The organism is Actinomyces sp. ZJ308 (assembly GCF_011752065.1).
GTDB lineage: Bacteria > Actinomycetota > Actinomycetes > Actinomycetales > Actinomycetaceae > Actinomyces.
Map to the genome: position 1 here is coordinate 77,078 of NZ_JAAIJY010000003.1, position 16,469 is coordinate 93,546.

Here is a 16,469-nt window from a genome sequence, read left to right on the forward strand (position 1 = left end):
TCAGAACTCCTCGTCCGGGCCGGTGCTCATGGCGGTACTCAGGCCGGCGTACTCGGTGCGCTTACCCATCTGCTCGACCATGCGCGAGGCCCGGGCCACGGCGCCGTCGGTGGAGAAGGACCCGCCCAGCCGCGCCCGCACCTGGTCGAGGTCCTTGTCCCCACGACCGGACAGGCACACCAGCAGGATCGGGGGCTCGTCGCCGTCGGGGACCGCACGGGCCATGGCCAGGGCCTGGGCCAGGGCGTGAGCGGACTCCACTGCCGGAATGATCCCCTCGTGGCGCGACAGCAGCCGGAAGGCCTCGATCGCCTCGTCGTCGCTGATGCCCACGTAGCGGGCCCGGCCCGTGTCCGACAGCCACGCGTGCTCGGGCCCCACACCGGGATAGTCCAGGCCCGCCGACACGGAGAAGGACTCCTCGACCTGTCCCTCGGAGGTGCGCATGAGGTAGCTGCGCGCCCCGTGGAGGATCCCCACCAGGCCCTTGTTGATGGGGGCGCCGTTGCGGGGCGTGTCCAGTCCCTCGCCTGCGGGCTCCACACCGATGAGCTCGACGTCGGGATCGTCGATGAACTCGGCGAACATGCCGATCGCGTTGGAGCCCCCGCCCACGCAGGCGATGACCGAGTCCGGCAGGCGCCCCGTCAGGCCCAGGACCTGGGCACGGGCCTCCCGGGAGATGACCCGGTGGTACTCGCGCACGATCGTGGGGAAGGGGTGGGGGCCGGCGGCCGTGCCCAGCAGGTAGTGGGTGTCGGCGAAGGAGGCCGTCCAGTCGCGCAGCGCCTCGTTGACGGCGTCCTTGAGCGTCCCGGCGCCACTGTTCACCGGTACCACCGTGGCGCCCATGAGCTCCATGCGCTCGACGTTAGGGGCCTGGCGCACGACGTCGGTGGCCCCCATGTAGATGGTGCAGTCAAGTCCCAGCAGGGCGCAGACCATGGCCGTGGCCGTCCCGTGCTGGCCGGCACCGGTCTCGGCGATGATGCGCTGCTTGCCCATCCGCCTGGCCAGCAGCGCCTGGCCCAGGACCTGGTTGCCCTTGTGGGCGCCGCCGTGGACCAGGTCCTCGCGCTTGAGCAGGATGCGGGCGTTGCCCTCCAGGGGCAGGTTGCGCAGCTCGGTGACCGCCGTGGGCCGTCCCAGGTAGCGGGTCATGAGCGTGTCCAGCTCGGCGGCGAAGGCGGGGTCCGCCTGGGCGTCGATGAAGGCGTCCTCGAGCTGGTCCAGGGCCGGGATGAGCAGCTCGGGCACGAACTGCCCGCCGTAGGGGCCGAAGAAGGCGGGCAGGCGCGGGTGGTGCCCCGCCCGCTCGCCCACGTCCTGGCCCGACGGCGACGCCTCCTCACTCCGCGCGCTCTGCGCCCGTCCCTCGGCCGGCTGGGGCAGCGGGACCGCGGTGGCCAGGTCCCGGGCGGCCCCGGCAGGATCCTCGGCCCCGGACAGGGACGAGCCCACCAGGAGGGCGTCCACCAGGCCCGACAGTCGCCGCACGTCGTCGGGCGCGCCGACCCCCGACTCACCGACGAGGACCACCCCGGCCGGGGCCAGTGGGGCCAGTTCCTCGGTGCGAGCCAGGTCCGTGTCCAGAGTGCGCAGGTCCCGGTTGTTGATGCCGATGACCTCGGCGCCCAGCGTCGCCGCCCGGTGCATCTCCTCGGGGGTGGAGACCTCCGTGAGCACCTCCATGCCCAGGTGGTGGGCCAGGTCGGCCAGCTCGCGGTAGACGTCGTCGGGCACCACCGAGAGCATGAGCAGGACCGCGTCCGCCCCCAGGCTCCGCGCCGCCAGCACCTGGACCTCATCGACGATGAAGTCCTTGCACAGGACGGGTACGTCCACCACCTCGCGCACGGCCGCCAGGTCGTCGAAGGAGCCGTTGAAGCGGTCGGGCTCGGTGAGTACCGAGACCGCAGCGGCGTGGGGCGCGTACTGCGCGGCCAGCGAGGCCGGGTCGTAGTCGGAGCGGATGGTGCCGCGCGAGGGCGAGGCCGCCTTGCACTCCATGATGAGGGCCGGCTGCGGGCTGGGGGCCCGGCCGCTGCGGGTGCGCAGGGCGGCGGCGAAGGAGCGCTGCGAGCGCTCCAGCTCCTCAGCGCTCAGGTGCCCGAAGCGGGCGCGCAGCTCGTCGATGCGCTCACGGCGCGCCTGGACGATCGAGTCCAGGACCGTGCCCGTGGCGATGAGCCGTGCCTCGACCGGCTCGCGGTGCGCGCGCTCGGGGCCCGGGGTGCCGGGAGCTGCGGGATCCGCTAAGGGACTGGGGGCGGTGTCGGGGGTGGTCATGGTCTCTCCTCAGGCCCGCTCGGCGGTCGTCTCACCGGTCGTCTCACCGGCCAGATCATCGGCCAGATCATCGGCCTTGGTCATGGACTTCAGGTGACGGGCCACGCCGCCGGAGCGGATCTGCTCCAGCGCCATGGCGGTGCCGTCGGCAAGATTGTCGGCCGGGCCGGCCAGATACAGCAGGGCACCGGCGTTGACGGCGATGGCGTCACGGTGGGCGGGCCTGCCCTCACCGGAGACGGCCTCGCGCAGCAGGCGGGCGTTGTCGGCCGGCTCCCCGCCCAGCAGGTCGGCCAGCTCGTGGGTCGCCACCCCCAGCTCCTCGGGAGTGACCTCATAGGCCTTGACCCCGCGGGGAGTCGCCTCGCGCACGAGGGTCGGTCCGTGGACGGCGATCTCGTCCAGGCCCGAGCCGTGCACGACCAGCGCCCGCTTGCGTCCCAGCTGAACCATCGCCTCGGCGATCATGTCCAGCATATTCGGGTCCCACACGCCCATGAGCTGGAAGGTCAGGTGGGCCGGGTTCACCAGCGGCCCCAGGACATTGAAGATCGTGGGCGTCGCCAGAGCCCGGCGCACCGGAGCCACGTGCCGCATGGCCGGGTGGTAGGCCTGGGCGAACAGGAAGGTGAAATGGTCCCGGGCCAGCAGCTCGACCGCCATGGCCGGCTCCACGTCCAGGGGCAGCCCCAGCTCGGCGATGACGTCGGCCGCCCCCGTCTTGGAGGAGACGGCCCGGTTACCGTGCTTGGCCACCGCGATCCCCATCGAGGCGGCCACCAGGCCCGCGCCGGTGGAGATGTTGATGGTGCCCACGCCGTCGCCCCCGGTGCCCACGACGTCCACCAGCGGGAAGGTCACCGACGGGAAGGTCCGGGCCGCCTGACGGAAGGCGCTCGCGGCTCCGGCGACCTCCTGGGGCTCCTCGCCGCGGGCGTGCAGCGCCGCCAGCAGCGCCGCCGTCTCCGCCTCGGACAGGTCCCCGGCACCCAGGGCGGCGAAGACCGTGGATGCCTGCTCGCGGGTCAGGCGCCGGCCCTGAACGACTTCGCGCAGCAGCTCGTGGGCCTCCTGCGCCGTGGCAACGTGGGTGCCGTCCCCAACGGTGGGGGTGGCGCTGTTGGTCTCACTCATCGGTTTGTGGCTCCTTCGCGGGTGGTTGAGGCGTGGGGTGCCCGGGGATGATTCTGCCCGAGCGGTGCCGCAGTCGTCGGGATCTGGGGGATGACGCGGCAGTGGCGTGGCTCAGGGGGTTCGGGCCAGGTCGGCGGTGATGGCCTTGAGCAGGGCCGGCCCCTGCGGGGTGAGGATGGACTCGGGGTGGAACTGCAGCCCGATCGCGGGAAGCGACCGGTGCCGGGCCGCCATGACGACGCCGTCGACCCCTTCGACCGGCGCGGTGCGGGCCAGGGTGATGAGCGCCGTGGGCAGCGTGCGCGTGCCCAGTGAGTGGTAGCGCGCCACGTCGAGCGCTCCGCCGTCGAGCACCGTGAAGGCCGGGTCCTGGCGACCCGCCTCGGTGACCTCCACGCGGTCGGAGCGGCCGTGGACCGGGCCGACCGGGGTGACTCGTCCGCCGCAGGCCTCGACGAGGGCCTGGAAGCCCAGGCAGATGCCCAGCGTGGGGATCGCCTGCTCCAGCGCGGTGGTGGTGAGTTCCATGAGGCAGCCCGACGTCGCCGGGTAGCCCGGGCCGGGGGACAGGCACAGGACCGGGCGGCGCCCGGCCTCGCGCTCGGCTCCGGTGGGCGTCAGCGCGGTGAGTACCCGGGAGGCCGGCACGTTGTTGCGGTAGACCTCGATCCGGGAGCCTAGCGTGGCGAACTGGTCGACGAGGTTGTAGACGAAGGAGTCGCGGTTGTCCAGCAGGACCACGCGGGCAGGGACAGTGCTCGTGGTGTCCTTCTCGGCGCTCTGGATGCTGGAGATGGTCATGGCTCAGGCCTCCTTACCGGACGTGTCGATGACGAGCGTGGCGCCCTGGGCGGCGGCGACCGCCTCCAGGACGGCGCGGGCCTTGTGGACGGTCTCGGCGGCCTCTGCTGCCGGGGAGGAGGCCGCCACCACCCCGGCGCCGGCCTGGACCAGGGCGGTTCCCTCTGTCACGAAGCCCGAGCGGATGACGATGCAGGTGTCCAGCTCGCCGTCGCCTCGGATGTAACCCACCGAGCCGCCGTAGGAGCCTCGGCGTACGCCCTCGGCCTGGCGGATGAGCTCGGCGGCTCGCAGTTTGGGGGCGCCGGTGAGGGTGCCCATCGTCATGGATGCCCGGAAGGCGTCCAGGGCGTCCAGGTCGTCGGCCAGGTCGCCGGAGACCTCGGAGACCAGGTGCATGACCCGGCTGTAGCGATCCACGCGCAGGAGGTCCTGGACGCTGCGGGTTCCCGGGCGGCTGACCCGGGCGACGTCGTTGCGGGCCAGGTCCACGAGCATGACGTGCTCGGCGACCTCCTTGGCGTCGGTGCGCAGCTCCAGCTCCAGGCGGGTGTCGCGCTCGTGGTCCACCGAGCCGTCTGGGTGCAGGCCGCGCGGCCGGGTCCCGGCGATCGGGCGGATGGCGACCCGGCCGGTGCGCGCCGAGTGCAGCAGCGCCGACTCCGGGGATGCGCCGAACAGCTCGAAGTCCGGGGCGGCCACGTAGAACATGTAGGGGCTGGGGTTGGCGTGGCGCAGCACGTGGTAGGCGGCCAGCGTGTCCGGGCAGGCGATGGTGAAGCCGCGCGAGGGCACCACCTGGTAGACGTCGCCATCGGCGATGTAACCGCGCATCTCCTCCACGACCGCCTCGAAGTCGGCGTCGGAGGTGGTGGGGACCGCGTGCAGGACCGGGGCACTCGCTGCGGCCGCAGGCGCGGTCGCAGCCTCATCGGATGCTGCGTCGATGGCGGCGGCCAGTGCGTTCATGCGCCGCTCCAGGTCGGCGGCGTCGACCGAGGCCCCCACCAGGGTGGCCTCCTGCGTGGGGTGGTCGACGACGAGGATGATGCGCGCGTCGTAGAAGAGGTAGTCCGGGCAGGTGTTGGCGCCCTGGGCGACCTCGGGCAGGGACTCGAAGGTGGACAGGTAGTCGAAGGCGAAGGCTCCCGCCTCCAGCGGCAGGTGGGGGTGGTCGACCTCGACCCGGGCCAGGACCCGCAGCGGCTCGATCGTGGACAGGGCGGTGAGGCGCTGGCGCTCCTCGATGGAAGGGTCGTCGTCGGCGCTGGTGGGCAGGTTGAGGGTGAGCCGTCCGGGGGAGTGGTCGACGACGTGCTCGCCCAGGTGTTCCTCCAGGCGGGCCAGGGCGGCGAGGCCGTCGGCCCCGGGGCCCTCGCCGTCGACGGCGTCCAGGGCCTCGGCGGTGACGGTCCCGCCCCAGCAGGTCAGCCTGGCCGATGCCTCCAGGACGGCGACCGTGGTGCGTGAGGCCTTGGTCGTGATGTCGGCGCTCTCCAGCAGGACGCAGTCCACGGGGCGTGCCGCCGTGCTCTCGCCGGCCGGGTTCCCGGTGGCGCGCAGCAGGCCGGCTCGGGTCAGGTGCTCCAGGAGGGCGCCGCCGTCGGCGTGGTAGCGCACCGGGCGCGTCAGGACGGTCGGCGAGGCCGCAGGCGGTGCTGCCGGGAGTGCGGTGTCTTCCTCTGTGGGTGGCATGGGGCCTCTTTCCTGAGATCGTGGGTCAGGCGGGCCTCTCACTCATGCGTCGGGCGGGCCCGCGGTGAGCGAGCCGGTACGTCCTAGCGCGTCAGGATGGCGGCTCGCCTCGAGGGGAGCCACCACCACTGCCGGTCGCGGAACGCTGTCATGGCACCGAGGGTAGAACGAGGTCGTGACGTGGCCAAATCGGCGGCAAGGGATGAGACGCGTGTCCGTATGATCCGCATGGGCGGCGCAGGTTCATGGACCACTGGTTGCCAGAAGAAGACCTGCTCCGACCGGAACGAGGACGGTCTCGGTCCCGGGTGTCTCTCGAACGAGGGAGATGAACTCTGCCACCTCGGCGGCGTGCGATATGCAGTTGTCCACTGCCAGAAGACCGCCTGGGCGCAGGATGCGCAGCAGATCCGGCCAGTAGTCGGCGTAGGCGCGTCTGTCGGCATCCAGGAACACGAAGTCGACCGACTGTGACCGGGTCTTCTCCAGGACCTGCCTCGCGTCGCCGAGGACGAGGTCGACGCGATCGTCAAGACGCGCCGCCGCCAGGTTATCGATGGCCTCACCGTGGCGCCGCTGGTCGCTCTCAACCGACACCATGCGTGCCCGATCATCGAGGCCGTCGGCGAGCCAGATCGTCGAGCAGCCGTTCGAGGTGCCGATCTCCAGCACCGAGCTCGGTCGCAATGACCTGATCAGCAGGTGCATGAGCTCGGCCGTGGCCTGGTCCACGTTGCGGTAGCGGCGGTCATGCTCGGGCTCAGAGCTGTCATGCTCTCTGCCCCGGACCAACAGGGCCTCGACCAGGGCCAGTCTCTCCGGTGTCATGATCTTCACGGTGAGCCATCGCCCCCGGCCGGGTCAAGCGCCCAGGTCAAGCGCCACCACGGGCCAGGCTGGTGCATGAGCCGACGAGCGCTCGCCTTACCGCTCCGGTCCAGCCGTACTAGTCCTGATCATCGCGTACGGTGGCTCGACGGCGCCGAATCACAGCGGCGAGCACCAGGGCCGCGATCACCAGGACGATGACGATACGACCGACCGGGCCGGTGAGCCATGCCGTCAGGATCGCCATGCCGATGGTCGTGTAGACGGCCGCCCAGGCGACCGCGCCGACGGCCGTGGCCGCCACGTAGCGGCGCAGCGGCATGCGGGCCACGCCCGTGGAGATCTGGATGAAGCTCTGCAGTCCGACGGTCAGGAAGGACATCGGCACGGCCAGCACGCCCCAGCGGGCCGACCACGACTGGGCGCGGGCGTACATGGGGGAGTCGATCAGCGAGGCCCACCGGCTGCGCGCGGTGCCGGCGGTGATGCCCCGACCGATCCAGTACATGGTGTGCGAGCGCATCATGGCCAGGCACCAGAAGAACAGGAAGACCCAGGGATAGGGCAGGCTGTGGATCCGTTCCAGCATGCGAGGAAGGCTAGCCTAAGCCGATCGGTGTCCGGTTGTGGAGTCGCCTACGCCCACGGGAGCTCGGTGTGCGGCCGCACCTCACACTGCGGGCGGGCCCGGCGGGCTGGGGCGGCGGGCCGACGTCGTGGGACACTTGGGCCAGACCCATGCCGGATACTGAGGAAGAGCCAGGAACCGATCTCCGTGTCACCGATCCCCACACCAGAGCAGATGACCAGCGTCCAGCCCGCCGCCACCGAGCAGGCGCGGCTGCGCAACTTCTGCATCATCGCGCACATCGACCACGGCAAGTCCACCCTGGCCGACCGCATGCTCCAGGCCACCGGCGTCGTCCAGCCCCGAGACATGCGCGCCCAGTACCTGGACCGCATGGACATCGAGCGTGAGCGCGGCATCACCATCAAGTCCCAGGCCGTACGCATGCCCTGGGCCATCGAGGACGGCGATGGCGTCACGCGCGCCTACGCCCTCAACATGATCGACACCCCCGGGCACGTCGACTTCTCCTACGAGGTCAACCGCTCCCTGGCCGCCTGCGAGGGCGCGGTCCTCCTGGTCGACGCCGCCCAGGGCATCCAGGCCCAGACCCTGGCCAACCTCTACATGGCCATCGAGGGCGACCTGACCATCATCCCGGTCCTCAACAAGATCGACCTGCCCGCCGCCGAGCCGGAGAAGCATGCCGAGGAGATCGCCTCCCTCATCGGCTGCGACGTCGACGACGTCCTCAAGGTCTCCGGCAAGACCGGCCAGGGCGTGCCCGAGCTCCTCGACCGGATCGTCGAGACCGTCCCGGCCCCGCACGGCGATCCCGACGCTCCGGCCCGCGCCATGATCTTCGACTCCGTCTACGACACCTACCGCGGCGTGGTCACCTACGTGCGCGTCGTCGACGGCGCCCTCAAGCCCCGCGAGCGCATCGAGATGCTCTCCACCGAGGCCGTCCACGACCTGCTGGAGATCGGCGTCATCAGCCCCGAGCCCACCCCGTCGGCCGGCCTGGGAGCCGGCGAGGTCGGCTACCTCATCACCGGCGTCAAGGACGTGCGCCAGTCCAAGGTCGGTGACACGGTCACCTCCGCAGTGGCGCCGGCCGCCGAGCCGCTGTCGGGCTACCAGGACCCCAAGCCCATGGTCTTCTCCGGCCTGTTCCCGGTGGACGGCTCGGACTTCCCGGCTCTGCGCGACGCCCTGGACAAGCTCAAGCTCAACGACGCCGCCCTGACCTACGAGCCGGAGACCTCGGTGGCCCTGGGCTTCGGCTTCCGCTGCGGCTACCTGGGCCTGCTGCACCTGGAGATCATCCGCGAGCGCCTGGAGCGCGAGTTCAACCTGGACATCATCTCCACGGCGCCCTCGGTGGTCTACGAGGTGACCATGGAGGACCGCACCACGCACACGGTCACCAACCCCAGTGAGTTCCCCGAGGGCAAGGTCGCTGCCGTCTCCGAGCCGGTCGTGCGGGCCACGATCCTGACCCCGAGCGAGTTCGTGGGCACGGTCATGGAGCTGTGCCAGTCGCGCCGCGGCACCATGCAGGGCATGGACTACCTCTCGGAGTCCCGTGTGGAGATGCACTACGTGCTGCCGCTGGCGGAGATCGTCTTCGACTTCTTCGACGCCCTGAAGTCGCGCACCCGCGGCTACGCCTCCCTGGACTACGAGATGGACGGCTCCCAGGACGCCAACCTGGTCAAGGTCGACATCCTGCTCAACGGGGACAAGGTGGACGCCTTCAGCGCCATCGTCCACCGCGACTCGGCCTACTCCTACGGCGTCATGATGACCAAGCGCCTCAAGGACCTCATCCCGCGCCAGCAGTTCGAGGTACCCGTGCAGGCGGCCATCGGCACCCGGGTCATCGCCCGCGAGACCATCCGGGCCCTGCGCAAGGACATGCTCGCCAAGTGCTACGGCGGTGACATCACCCGTAAGCGCAAGCTGCTGGAGAAGCAGAAGGAGGGCAAGAAGCGCATGAAGGCCATCGGCCGCGTCGAGGTCCCCCAGGAGGCCTTCATCGCCGCCCTCGGCGCGGACACGCCCACCGGCGCCAAGCCGGGCAAGTAGCGAAAGCAGGACCGATAAGCAGCGGGCAGGTACGGGCCGGATACGAGCACAGGACGACTCAAGGCGAGGACAGCACCGCGGGACCACGGAAGGATGGGTGCGGACATGGCTGACATGACGAGGAAGAGCACGCCGAGCACGGTGGGCACGGTCGAGGCCGCGTTGAGCGACGACGGCGCCGGCCTGGCTCTCACCCGTGAGCTGGCCCGGGTCCTGGATGAGCCTCATGCCGGCGCCGACGGCCGCCACCGTGACGAGCCCTCACCGTTCCACGACGGCGACCCGGTGGGAACCGTCAGCGCCGTGTGCACCGTCAAGCAGCTGCGGCCCGACGCCGGCCCGGCGGGCGTCTCGGCGATCCACAAGGGCGCCGTCGACGGCCCGGTCGAGGTCACCCGCACCGGAATCGTCACCGACGAGCACGGGGACCGTGCCCACCACGGCGGGGCCGACAAGGCCCTCTACGCCATGAGCGCCGCCGAGCAGCGCCACTGGTCGCAGGTCCTCGGCGGCATCGAGCCGGGCCGACTGGGGGAGAACCTCCTGATCGAGGGCGATATCGACGACGTCGAGATCGGCGCGATCCTGTCCATCGGAGACCCGGCAGCAGGGGGCCTGCGGGTCAGGGTGACCGGTGTGCGCAACCCGTGCGCCACCTTCGCCCGCGGCGTGGGCCGGGCCGACTGGGTGGAGGTCTTCTCCTCGCGCAGCCGGGTGGGCGTCTACCTCGCGGTCCTCGCCGAGGGAGTGGTGCAGGCCGGAGACGAGGTGCGCGTGGTCGCCTCCCCGGGGCACCGGGTCACCTGCCGGCGCTGGTTCGCCCACCACGACCCGCGCGACGCTCAGGCGCTGCTCAACTCCGAGATCTTCGGCAACTGCGTCATCGCGCCCTTCACCAAGAAGTACGTGCGTGCCGCCGCCCACGAGCAGGTCGGCTGAGGGCGCCGTCGGGCACCGAGCAGACGGCATCGAGAGATCACAGAAGCAGAAGCAAGTAGAAGGATTCAAGGCTCCGCATGGCTCAGCAGCATCCGCTCCGCTCCCACGCCATCCACTCGCGCGTGCGTTCCTTCTCGCGCGCCGGCGGCAGGCTGCGCCCCGTCCAGGCCGAGGCCCTGGCCGAGCTCGGTCCCCGTTACGTGGTCAGCGTCCCGCGGGCCGACGCCGTGCGCACCGTCTCCCCGGGCTTCCGGCTGGAGCCGGACCGGCTCTTCGGGCACGTGGGCCAGGTACGGCCGCTCATCGTCGAGGTCGGCTCGGGCAGCGGTGAGGCGCTGCTGGCCCACGCGGCCGCCCACCCGGGGGCGGACTACCTGGCGGTGGAGGTCTGGGAGACGGCGATCGCCCGGCTGGTGACTTCGATCCACCGGCAGGGTCTGCACAATGTGCGCGTCGTCCCGGCGGATGCCTCCCAGCTGCTGGCCACGGCGCTGCCGGTGGCCTGCGCCAGCGAGGTGTGGGTGTTCTTCCCCGATCCCTGGCGCAAGCCCCGTCACCGCAAGCGCCGCCTGGTGACCACCGCCTTCGCCGACTCGGTGGCACGGGTCCTGCGCCCCAGCGGCGTGTGGCGCCTGGCCACCGACTGGGCGGACTACGCCTGGCAGATGCGCGACGTCGTCGAGGACGTGGCGGCCCTGCCCACGGGACTGCGGCCCGACGCGACCCTGCCCTACTTCCGGCACGACGATGCCGCAGCCCGCCCCGACCTGGAGGCTGAGACCGCCGAGGAGGGAAGCCTGGGCAACGGTCTGGACCCGGGGTCCCCGGCCGGCGTGCGCGGCGGCTGGTCGCCCCGTTACGAGGGGCGGGTCATGACCCGGTTCGAGCAGCGGGGACTGGACGCCGGGCGCACGATCCGCGACCTGACCGCGGTGCGCACCGAGGTGGCGTGGATCCCCGAGCGGGGTGCCTCCATGCTGGAGCGCCTCGAGGCCGAGGGGCAGGCCTGGGACCACCTGGAGACCCGGCCCTGGCGCCTGCGCGAGGGCCGTGGTGACGGCCTGCTCCATTCGGCGGACCGGTCGTGAGCACTGCCGCCGGGCTGCCCCGCCGCGCCTGGCTCATGATTATCGTCGTCGGCTTTCTGGGCTTCTGCGCGGTGCTGCGGGCCCCGGTGGGGGTCATCCCGCCGCTGCTGACGCGCCTGGGGCAGGACCTGGGCATGGGGGAGGTGGCTCGCGGCGCCCTGACCTCCGTGCCGATCCTGTGCTTCGGACTGCTCACCCCGCTGGCCTCGCTCGTGGTGCGCCGCATCGGCGTCAACACCGCGGGCCTGCTCACCTTGGCACTGGCACTCATCGGGGCGCTGCTGCGCTCGGCCGGGACCACCTGGGCGGCCTTCGCCGGAACCGTCATCATCGGGGCCGGGCTCACGGTGGGCAACCTCGTGGCCCCCATGGTCATCGGCCGCGACTTCTGGCACCGCACCGCCCTGATGACTGGCCTGTACTCCTCCACCTGCAACGTCATCGTCACCGCGGCCACGGCCCTGGCCGTGCCGCTGGCACTCGTCATCGGCTGGCAGGGCTCAGCCGCAGCCTGGACCGCGATCCCGGTGCTGCTGGCCGGCGCCATGTGGATCTGGGTCTTCCCTCCCGGCGGCCGGGCTCCCCGGCAGAGCCTGCGGGAGCGGTCGGGCATGACCTCCTGGGTGACGGAGCACTCCCTGGCCCGGCCGACGTCGTCGACCGGTGCCGCCGTCTGGAGGCGCCCTCTGACCTGGGTGATGGCCGTGGCCTTCGCGGGCTCCACCTTCTCCTACTACGCGGTCTCGGGCTGGCTGCCCACTGCTCTGGCCGACGAGCTCGCCATGACCGAGGCCGGAGCGGGCGTGGCCGCCTCCGTGTTCTCCCTGCTGGGGATCGTGGGGCCCCTGCTGGTTCCGGTCATGTTCGAGGCGCTGGGGTGGTCGGCCGGCCGCGTGCTCGGCGTCATCTGCGCCTGCTGGCTGACGCTGCCGGTCTGCCTGGTCGTTGCGCCCGGCTACTGGCTGGTGCCCTGCATGCTCTCGGGCATCGCGCAGGGCGCCTTCTTCGCCGCCCTGTTCACCCTGGTCATCCGCCGCTCGGAGTCGGTCGACGAGACCCGCCAGACAACCGCCCTCATCCAGACGACCGGCTACTGCGTGGCCGCCGTCGGCCCCGTCATCATGGGTTGGGTTCATGAGCGCAGCGGTGGCTGGGTAGCCCCGTTCACCATGGTGGTGGGCGTCCTGGTGCTCATGACCGTGTGCTCCCAGGTCGCGGCCCGCACAGGCGAGTCCGGCGGAGCCGAGCGCGCCGTTGCGGCCGGTGCCCGGCAGGGCGAGAAGCAGGCCGGCGCTTACGGCGGTGCCGCATGAGCCCGGCCCAGCCGGTGGGCGAGCCCCTGCCGGGACGGGGGGAGCTGCCGGCGCGGGTGGCCGCACCCGCGCCGGATCAGAGCACGCGCCCGTTCTCGGTGTACCTGCACGTGCCCTACTGCCGGGTGCGCTGCGGCTACTGCGACTTCAACACCTACACGAACCTGTCCATGGGGCAGGGAGCCTCCGCCGAGGACTTTGTGGGCACGCTCGCCGGCGAGCTGCGCGCCGCCCGCCGCGCCATGGATGCCGCGGGCCTGCCGGTGCGCCAGGTGCAGACCGTCTTCGTGGGCGGAGGAACACCGACGATGCTGCCCGCCTCGGACCTGGTGGGCATGCTGGACCTCGTGCGCGAGTGCTTCGGTCTTGCGCCGGACGTTGAGGTGACCACCGAGGCCAACCCGGACTCCGTGGACGAGGCGGACCTGGTGGCCCTGGCTCAGGGCGGTTTCACCCGGGTCTCCTTCGGGATGCAGTCGGCCGTGCCCCACGTGTTGAAGGTCCTGGAGCGCACCCACGAGCCCGCTCGGGTGCCTCACGTCGTCGAGTGGGCGCGGCGGGCCGGGCTGAGCACCTCGCTGGACCTCATCTATGGCGCCCCGGGGGAGTCACTGGAGGACTGGCAGCGATCCCTGGACGCGGTGACGCGGATCGGCCCGGATCACGTGAGCGCCTACGCCCTGGTCATTGAGGAGGGCACCAGGATGTGGGGCCAGGTCAGTCGCGGCGAGCTGCCGATGCCCGAGGACGACGACGAGGCCACCAAGTACGAGATGGTCGACGCCGCCCTGGGGCAGGCCGGCTACGAGTGGTACGAGATCTCCAACTGGGCCCGTCCGGGCTCCGAGTGCCGCCACAACCAGGCCTACTGGCTCGACTGGGACTGGTGGGGCGCCGGGCCCGGTGCCCATTCCCACCTGGGCGACGTGCGCCTGTGGAACACCAAGCACCCGGTGGCCTGGGCCGGACAGATCACCACCGGACACCTGCCCGTGGCCGGGCACGAGGTCATCGACGCCGACTCCCGCGAGCTGGAGCGGATCATGCTGGGCATCCGCCTGCGCGAGGGCATCGAGCTGGCCGGCCTCGCAGACCCGTCAGCGGGCTCGGCCGACGGCGCCGGAGCCATGCCGTCGCACCTGGTGCCCGCCGTGGCAGGCCTCGTGGCCGACGGGCTCCTCGACGCAGGCGCGGCCATGAGGGGGCGGGCGGTTCTCACCCTGCGCGGCCGCCTCATGGCCGACACCGTCACCCGAGCCCTGACCCAGTGATCCTGGGTGGCCGGCTCATGATGGGTGGCGCGCCTGCTACTCGCCGCCCGGCCGCATGTACTCCCGAATCGCCTGGAACAGCTCAGGTGGCAGCTCCACGTGGCCAAAGCGAAGCTTCGGCGCCACCTCGTGCCATCCGGGAAGGGTGCGCAGCACGTCGAGCGGTACCTCTCGCACCGGCGTCTGCCACTCGATGTCGCGTCGGTACGGGATGAAGCCCGGAAACATCTCGTGCTGGTAGACCTCGTCACCCACGACCACTCCGCAGGCGGTAATCGCCTGGCATGGTTGCTTGGAGGCGAACTCCTGCTTCGGCGAGTAGTAAAGGATGTAGTCGCCTCGCTGCATGCGCTGCAGCGGTGCCTTCTTGCCGTGGCACAGCTGGCAGAACCCCTCAGCCACTCCTCGAGCCACATGATCCTTCGAGGCAACGCCGAGCCAGTACTTCATCGTGATGCGCACCTTTCCTCGTGCTTCTCGTGCTGGGTGACGTCGTTACGACGCCTTCTCGTGGACGGTGATGGCGTAGCCGTCGGGGTCGGCGAAGGTGAAGGTCAGTCCGAAGGGGCCGGGACTCGGGGCGCTCAGGATCGTGATGCCCGCGGAGCTCAGGGAGTCATGCAGCTCCTGGACCGCGTCGCAGTGCAGCCAGAGCGCCACCCCGAGGCCGGGGCGAGGAGTCGCGGAGAGATCGGTGCCGGGCAGGGGCTCGCGTACTGCGAAGGGGATCGGCGTCGTCGTGAACAGGACGGCACCAGGAGGCGCCGCAGGGGCACGTCGCAGCCCCAGCCTGCTCTCGTAGAACTCCGCGGAACGCTCGAGGTCTCGCACCTGCAGGGCGATGAAGTCGGGACCGGTGACGGTCATGGTGATCTCCTCTCAGATAATGTATGTCAGGTTTCTGACATATCGAGAGTATGTCAGAATGCTGTCATGAGTCAAGACGACCCCAGGGAGCTCCTCGGCTACCAGCTCAAGCACGTTCAGGCTGCGCTTCGAACGCGCATGGATGAGGCACTTCGCCCCCTGGGTCTGAGTGCCCCGCAGTACCTCTGTCTCGAACTGCTCAGTCGCGCGCCGGGGGCCTCGACCTCCGACCTCGCCAGGGAGGCCTTCGTGACTCGCCAGACCATGAGCACGCTCCTGCGCTCCCTCATGGATCGAGGACTGGCTCAGCGCGTGGAGCAGGCGCCCAGCGGACGCGCCCTGCCGCTGCGGCTCACCCCTGAGGGGCGGAGCCTACTCAAGGAGGCGTCGAAGGTGACGTTGGAGATCGAGCGAATCATGGTCGCTCCGCTGAGTGAGGCCCAGCTGCGAATGGTGCAGGAGGCGCTATCGGCCTGCGTCGCGGCGCTCGAGGAGTAGGTGCTGGGTCGGTGGCTGTCCTCCCCGCTCGCGTAGCGATATTTCCAGGACGATCTCAGGGATCTGTGGCATTTTAGCCGGATGACTGATTCACAGTACCCAGGTTATTCAGGTGACGGTTCCCAATCCGGTGACAACCCTCAGGGTGCTCCGGGCTACGGGGCACAACCCGGCTATGGCCCTCAGGGGGGAGATGCTCCCGGCTACGGTCCGCCACCCGGGTACGGAGCCGGATATGGAGCACAGCCCGGCAGTAACCAGCAACCCGGTTACGGCTCCCAGCCCGGCGCCGCCCCGGGTTACGGCCCTCAGTTCGGCGCGGCCCCGGGATACGGTCCCCAGCCCGGCGCGGCCCCGGGATACGGTCCCCAGCCCGGCGCGGCCCCGGGGTACGGTCCCCAGGCCGCCATGGGTGCCGGAGGAGGTGTACCCCCATATTCCGGAGGGGTTATGGGTGGCGTGCCGATGAGTGTTGGTGATGGCCTGTCCTGGGCCTGGTCCAAGTTCAAGGAGAACGCACTTATTCTCATTGTTGGGATCGGGCTGTGGACCATCCTCTCAAGAGCTGGATTCGATGCCCACATCACCCTCAATAACCAGGAGTATGGTGTCAGTACGGGAATTCCTTTCGGTAACGTCATCTCCTTTGTTGTGGGACTGTTCGCTCCCATCGTGATCGCCAACATGTCGCTCAAGGTGGCTACTGGGCGACCTCTGGAGTGGAGTGACCTCTTCACGTTCCCGAACATGGGGGCGGGTGTTTTGGCGATCCTTCTAAGTACGCTCGCCACGTTGGTCGGTATACTTCTGTGTATTGTCTCCGGCATCATCGTGACCTTCCTTCTCTACTACTCCGTCTACTTCACCGTGGACAGGGGTGTGGACGGCATCGAGGGCATGAAAGCATCCTGGAGGACCCTGTCCAGCCACGTCGGTGAGCTCCTCCCCTTCGCGCTGACCGGTGTCGGCCTCTACATCCTCGGTACGATCACGCTGGTCGGCTGGCTTGTGACGATCCCGCTGGCGGTGCTCATGACCGGTTACTCCTACGTGCGCATCCAGGGCTACGACGTCGTCCGCTGATCTC

15 protein-coding genes are annotated in these 16,469 nt (G+C 70.5%); 7 read left to right on the forward strand and 8 right to left on the reverse strand.

The annotated features are described in order from the left end of the window. From trpB to HCR68_RS02290, 6 genes are all read right to left on the reverse strand, one after another. Window positions 1–2,289: a tryptophan synthase subunit beta gene (gene trpB, locus HCR68_RS02265; protein ID WP_167145789.1), complete on the reverse strand. Its 2,289-nt coding sequence runs from the start codon at window positions 2,287–2,289 to the stop codon at window positions 1–3. A 9-nt stretch (window positions 2,290–2,298) separates the two neighbouring features. Beyond that, window positions 2,299–3,423 (reverse strand): anthranilate phosphoribosyltransferase, encoded by a 1,125-nt coding sequence (trpD, locus tag HCR68_RS02270; protein ID WP_167145791.1) that lies wholly within the window; start codon window positions 3,421–3,423, stop codon window positions 2,299–2,301. Between the two features lie 111 nt (window positions 3,424–3,534). Continuing rightward, entirely contained in the window at window positions 3,535–4,224 is a 690-nt protein-coding gene (locus HCR68_RS02275) for a gamma-glutamyl-gamma-aminobutyrate hydrolase family protein (protein ID WP_167145793.1), read from the reverse strand. A gap of 3 nt (window positions 4,225–4,227) precedes the next feature. After that, window positions 4,228–5,919: an anthranilate synthase component 1 gene (locus HCR68_RS02280; RefSeq protein WP_167145795.1), complete on the reverse strand. Its 1,692-nt coding sequence runs from the start codon at window positions 5,917–5,919 to the stop codon at window positions 4,228–4,230. A 243-nt stretch (window positions 5,920–6,162) separates the two neighbouring features. After that, entirely contained in the window at window positions 6,163–6,747 is a 585-nt protein-coding gene (locus HCR68_RS02285) for an O-methyltransferase (protein ID WP_167145797.1), read from the reverse strand. 118 nt (window positions 6,748–6,865) lie between these two features. Beyond that, entirely contained in the window at window positions 6,866–7,336 is a 471-nt protein-coding gene (locus HCR68_RS02290; protein ID WP_167145799.1) for a VTT domain-containing protein, read from the reverse strand. 186 nt (window positions 7,337–7,522) lie between these two features. Here HCR68_RS02290 and lepA point away from each other — a divergent pair, with 186 nt between their 5' ends. From lepA to hemW, 5 genes are all read left to right on the forward strand, one after another. After that, the gene (gene lepA, locus HCR68_RS02295; protein ID WP_167145800.1) at window positions 7,523–9,406 is read left to right on the forward strand and encodes a translation elongation factor 4; all 1,884 of its coding nucleotides are present in this window, start codon (window positions 7,523–7,525) and stop codon (window positions 9,404–9,406) included. A 105-nt stretch (window positions 9,407–9,511) separates the two neighbouring features. Next, a complete protein-coding gene (locus HCR68_RS02300) occupies window positions 9,512–10,345 on the forward strand; it encodes an MOSC domain-containing protein (RefSeq protein WP_167145802.1) in 834 nt (277 codons plus the stop codon). Window positions 10,346–10,422: 77 nt separating this feature from the next. Beyond that, the gene (gene trmB / locus HCR68_RS02305) at window positions 10,423–11,433 is read left to right on the forward strand and encodes a tRNA (guanosine(46)-N7)-methyltransferase TrmB (RefSeq protein ID WP_167145804.1); all 1,011 of its coding nucleotides are present in this window, start codon (window positions 10,423–10,425) and stop codon (window positions 11,431–11,433) included. Next, on the forward strand, window positions 11,430–12,746 hold the full coding sequence (locus tag HCR68_RS02310) for an MFS transporter (protein WP_167145805.1): 1,317 nt from the start codon (window positions 11,430–11,432) through the stop codon (window positions 12,744–12,746). The genes trmB and HCR68_RS02310 overlap by 4 nt, the downstream gene beginning before the upstream one ends. Continuing rightward, complete coding sequence (hemW, locus tag HCR68_RS02315) at window positions 12,743–14,017, forward strand: radical SAM family heme chaperone HemW (protein ID WP_167145806.1); 1,275 nt, start codon at window positions 12,743–12,745, stop codon at window positions 14,015–14,017. Before HCR68_RS02310 ends, hemW begins: the two co-directional genes overlap by 4 nt. A 36-nt stretch (window positions 14,018–14,053) precedes the next feature. Here hemW and HCR68_RS02320 read toward each other — a convergent pair whose 3' ends face one another. Together HCR68_RS02320 and HCR68_RS02325 are read right to left on the reverse strand one after the other, a co-directional pair. Further along, complete coding sequence (locus tag HCR68_RS02320) at window positions 14,054–14,479, reverse strand: EVE domain-containing protein (RefSeq protein WP_243858882.1); 426 nt, start codon at window positions 14,477–14,479, stop codon at window positions 14,054–14,056. A 33-nt stretch (window positions 14,480–14,512) separates the two neighbouring features. Continuing rightward, entirely contained in the window at window positions 14,513–14,884 is a 372-nt protein-coding gene (locus HCR68_RS02325; protein ID WP_167145807.1) for a VOC family protein, read from the reverse strand. A gap of 66 nt (window positions 14,885–14,950) precedes the next feature. Between HCR68_RS02325 and HCR68_RS02330 the strand changes: the two genes are divergently transcribed. After that, the gene (locus HCR68_RS02330; RefSeq protein ID WP_167145808.1) at window positions 14,951–15,382 is read left to right on the forward strand and encodes a MarR family transcriptional regulator; all 432 of its coding nucleotides are present in this window, start codon (window positions 14,951–14,953) and stop codon (window positions 15,380–15,382) included. A 450-nt stretch (window positions 15,383–15,832) separates the two neighbouring features. Further along, window positions 15,833–16,465 (forward strand): hypothetical protein, encoded by a 633-nt coding sequence (locus HCR68_RS02335; RefSeq protein ID WP_167146005.1) that lies wholly within the window; start codon window positions 15,833–15,835, stop codon window positions 16,463–16,465. Window positions 16,466–16,469 lie beyond the last annotated feature (4 nt).

Bases quoted from the DNA above. Each gene is read 5' to 3' on its own strand.
- trpB (WP_167145789.1), bottom strand. From the start codon at position 2,289: ATGACCACCCCCGACACCGCCCCCAGTCCCTTAGCGGATCCCGCAGCT.
- trpD (WP_167145791.1), bottom strand. From the start codon at position 3,423: ATGAGTGAGACCAACAGCGCCACCCCCACCGTTGGGGACGGCACCCAC.
- HCR68_RS02275 (WP_167145793.1), bottom strand. From the start codon at position 4,224: ATGACCATCTCCAGCATCCAGAGCGCCGAGAAGGACACCACGAGCACT.
- HCR68_RS02280 (WP_167145795.1), bottom strand. From the start codon at position 5,919: ATGCCACCCACAGAGGAAGACACCGCACTCCCGGCAGCACCGCCTGCG.
- HCR68_RS02285 (WP_167145797.1), bottom strand. From the start codon at position 6,747: ATGACACCGGAGAGACTGGCCCTGGTCGAGGCCCTGTTGGTCCGGGGC.
- HCR68_RS02290 (WP_167145799.1), bottom strand. From the start codon at position 7,336: ATGCTGGAACGGATCCACAGCCTGCCCTATCCCTGGGTCTTCCTGTTC.
- HCR68_RS02300 (WP_167145802.1), top strand. From the start codon at position 9,512: ATGGCTGACATGACGAGGAAGAGCACGCCGAGCACGGTGGGCACGGTC.
- trmB (WP_167145804.1), top strand. From the start codon at position 10,423: ATGGCTCAGCAGCATCCGCTCCGCTCCCACGCCATCCACTCGCGCGTG.
- hemW (WP_167145806.1), top strand. From the start codon at position 12,743: ATGAGCCCGGCCCAGCCGGTGGGCGAGCCCCTGCCGGGACGGGGGGAG.
- HCR68_RS02325 (WP_167145807.1), bottom strand. From the start codon at position 14,884: ATGACCGTCACCGGTCCCGACTTCATCGCCCTGCAGGTGCGAGACCTC.
- HCR68_RS02330 (WP_167145808.1), top strand. From the start codon at position 14,951: ATGAGTCAAGACGACCCCAGGGAGCTCCTCGGCTACCAGCTCAAGCAC.
- HCR68_RS02335 (WP_167146005.1), top strand. From the start codon at position 15,833: ATGGGTGGCGTGCCGATGAGTGTTGGTGATGGCCTGTCCTGGGCCTGG.